Genomic DNA, 2934 nt, shown 5'->3' on the forward strand with positions numbered 1-2934 from the left:
AACAAGATCACGTGGCGGCTATGCTGAAAACTGGGATTCAGATTTAAGACGGGTTAGTCATAGAGACAGCTAGTCGGTATGCACCTAATCTTTGGAGAACACAACGTAGCTATCTCATTAAGCAGCACTTAAAAGTCAATTAATACATTACTATTTTTATCGTTTATACATGAGGCAAATTGCATGGATAAGCTTACTAAGCCAAGACTTGTATTTTTTCAATGGATACTTGAAGACAGAGCCAAGTTCATGCTGTTGCACAAGCAACAGCATATAAAGTGCTTATCGGAATTCTTTGAGGTGATCGTGATTAGTCAGCCTTGTGACTATAGAGAGATTTGTAATACCTATCAACCAGATCTAACTCTTTTTGAAAGTGGTATTGAAAGCGCTCCTTGTTACAGAAACATTAAAAACACTTTTGCTTATCCAGAGATACCAAAGCTAGGTTTTTATAACGGGGATCCCTTTTGTGGTTGCCGTTCAGCATTTCTTTCAGATATGGAAGAGTGGGGTATACAAACATTCTTTACTATTTCTGTTCCCTTAGCTGAATACATGCCAGAGGTTGCCGAAAAGATATTTGTCTGGCCCAATTTTATAGACCCTAATATATATCAAGATTATGGTCACAAAAAAATTATACCAATACTTTTTACTGGCCGTTATTCATCACTGTATCCCTGGCGAAACCGAATTCAAAAGATCTTATCTCAGTATTATCCATCGCTTACTTGCCCACACTTAGGTTACGATCAGCAAACAGCATCACGAATGCTGTTTGCTGATCAGTATGCTACCACCATAAATGCCTCTTGGTTTGTGCCAGCGTGCGGAACGATGGCAAAGGAAGTTGTACGTAAACATTTTGAGATTCCAGGGTGTAAATCTTGTCTAATTACGGAAAAAACTCCAGCCCTTGAAGCTGCTGGCTTCGTTGATATGCAAAATTGTGTGTTTGCTGATGAAACTGATGTGTTAGATAAAATTGATTACCTGTTTCAAAACCCAGAGGAGCTTGAGAAGATTATTAACGCAGGATATCAACTGGTTCAGTCTCGGCACACTTTCAAACAACGAGACCAAATTTTACAGTGGTTCAATCTCAACAGAATACTACAATCAGGTCAAAGAATTGTCCAGAAAGGCCCCTTTGAACCTCTAACTATTGTAGAAGAATCATCAGGAATCAGAAATTCACATATTATTAGTAATGGACTAGATAGAGTACTTCTACATCAAGGTGATGAAAAGCTTTGGGCAGGTAAATATGATCAAGCAGAAGCTTTATACCTAAGCTGTCTGAATTATATAGACTATATGCCAGAACCAAAGCTACGTCTGGCAATGTGTAACCTCTATAAAGGGCGTGCAAAAGCGGCTCTTCATTGGATTGTTCAACCCATTCAGTGGACACTGGTAAGCAACAAAGCCTCTACTCCTGATCCAGTAGAGTGGGCATATTTCATTATTTCCCTCCTTTGTCAAGGAAAGTTAAAAGACGCAATAAAGCGTGCTGAGCAATTTCCATCACTTTGTCATCCGGAACTAGCTCGTACTCGTTGGGTAATTCAAGTTCTAAAAAACCCAAAACATCAAATTTCAGTACTAGATGGTGATTTATCAAAATGCCGTGCTAGCGTTCAACAATTGCCTAATACAAACTTTAATGAATGGATTAACAATGTTTGTATGGTGTTCAAAGCCTGCAATCAGTTTGAATTTGCAGAAATATTAGGTAACGCAGTTTCGTCAAAATGTCAACCTTTGGAAAGGATTCAAAATCCTTTTTTTATTGGAACTTATTTTTATCAACGGGTGCAACAAGAAATATTACATTTTTGCAAAAAAAAAATAAATAAAATTATTGAATATCTGCTTAATCCTACTGAATACGACAAAACTAAGAAAATAATTAAAATTAAAATATACAAATTGTCAATCACTGCAAAACCTTTTTGCATCACGTTAATTGGACGTCTTTTATCTAAATTAAAGCCAAGAACATTGCAAATTTTAAATTTTTTAGAAACTTTATTTGGTTGCTTTCTGCCTTACTCTTTATCGATTATGAAGAATGATGAATTTTTTTCTGCTGTTCAAAAGCTAATACGTGAAGAGAACATTAAGACGTCTCTAGTAATTGGAGCTTCTATAGAAAAAGGGAGTACTAAGGCATCTTTAGCAGGAATTCAAGAAAATCGAAGTAAGCCCACATTATTCTGCGTCAACTTTCCTAAACCTCAATTTCTGAAACTTCAAAAGCGTTTTGTCCACGATTCTTTTGTCAAATGCCACAATATCTTACCTAGTTCTAACAAAAACTTATCCAACCAAAACGAAGCTACTAAGTTCATCGACACTTTACATATAGATCTAAGTTCTACATCTTGGGAAGATGACTTAGATCTTTTATGCAAAGATATTGAATGTATAAAAGAAAATAAAATCTTTGAAAATTGTATAAGACAGATAAAGAATGATAATAAAATTGATTGTTTTGATATTGTATTAATTGCTGGTTCTGAATTCAGAGCTTTATCTGAACTAGATCAACTGTATGGAGCAAAATTTATCCTTCTTGAGGATATTAATACACCTCAAAACTTTAGTAACATTCATAAACTACTTGCAGATACAAACTATATCTTAGTTGATCAAAATCCTTCACTCCGTAATGGATATGCCGTCTTTAAAAAAATTGATAGCAATGAGGTGACTAGCGGGACTCAAATATTTTAGCAGATAAAATAACCCTATAAACTAATCCTATAGAACTCAGTACTAGCTCAATCATTTCCACCCTAAGATGGCTTTAGATTTTTTTGGTGCGGGCGATGTATCTTCAACAGAAAGAGCTGGTGCATTCGTCTTAGAGAGAACATTTCCCGTCGACTGCTCAACAGTGTTGAGTTCTACTAACGGACTTTGGTT

General features: G+C 35.8%; 1 protein-coding gene. It reads left to right on the top strand.

The genetic code is table 11. The features are described 5' to 3' along the window. Positions 1–558: 558 nt before the first annotated feature. Positions 559–2742 (top strand): glycosyltransferase family protein, encoded by a 2184-nt coding sequence (locus G4P69_RS36695; RefSeq protein WP_422614317.1) that lies wholly within the window; start codon positions 559–561, stop codon positions 2740–2742. Positions 2743–2934 lie beyond the last annotated feature (192 nt).

This window comes from Aetokthonos hydrillicola CCALA 1050, assembly GCF_017591665.1.
GTDB classification, from domain to species: domain Bacteria; phylum Cyanobacteriota; class Cyanobacteriia; order Cyanobacteriales; family Nostocaceae; genus Aetokthonos; species Aetokthonos hydrillicola.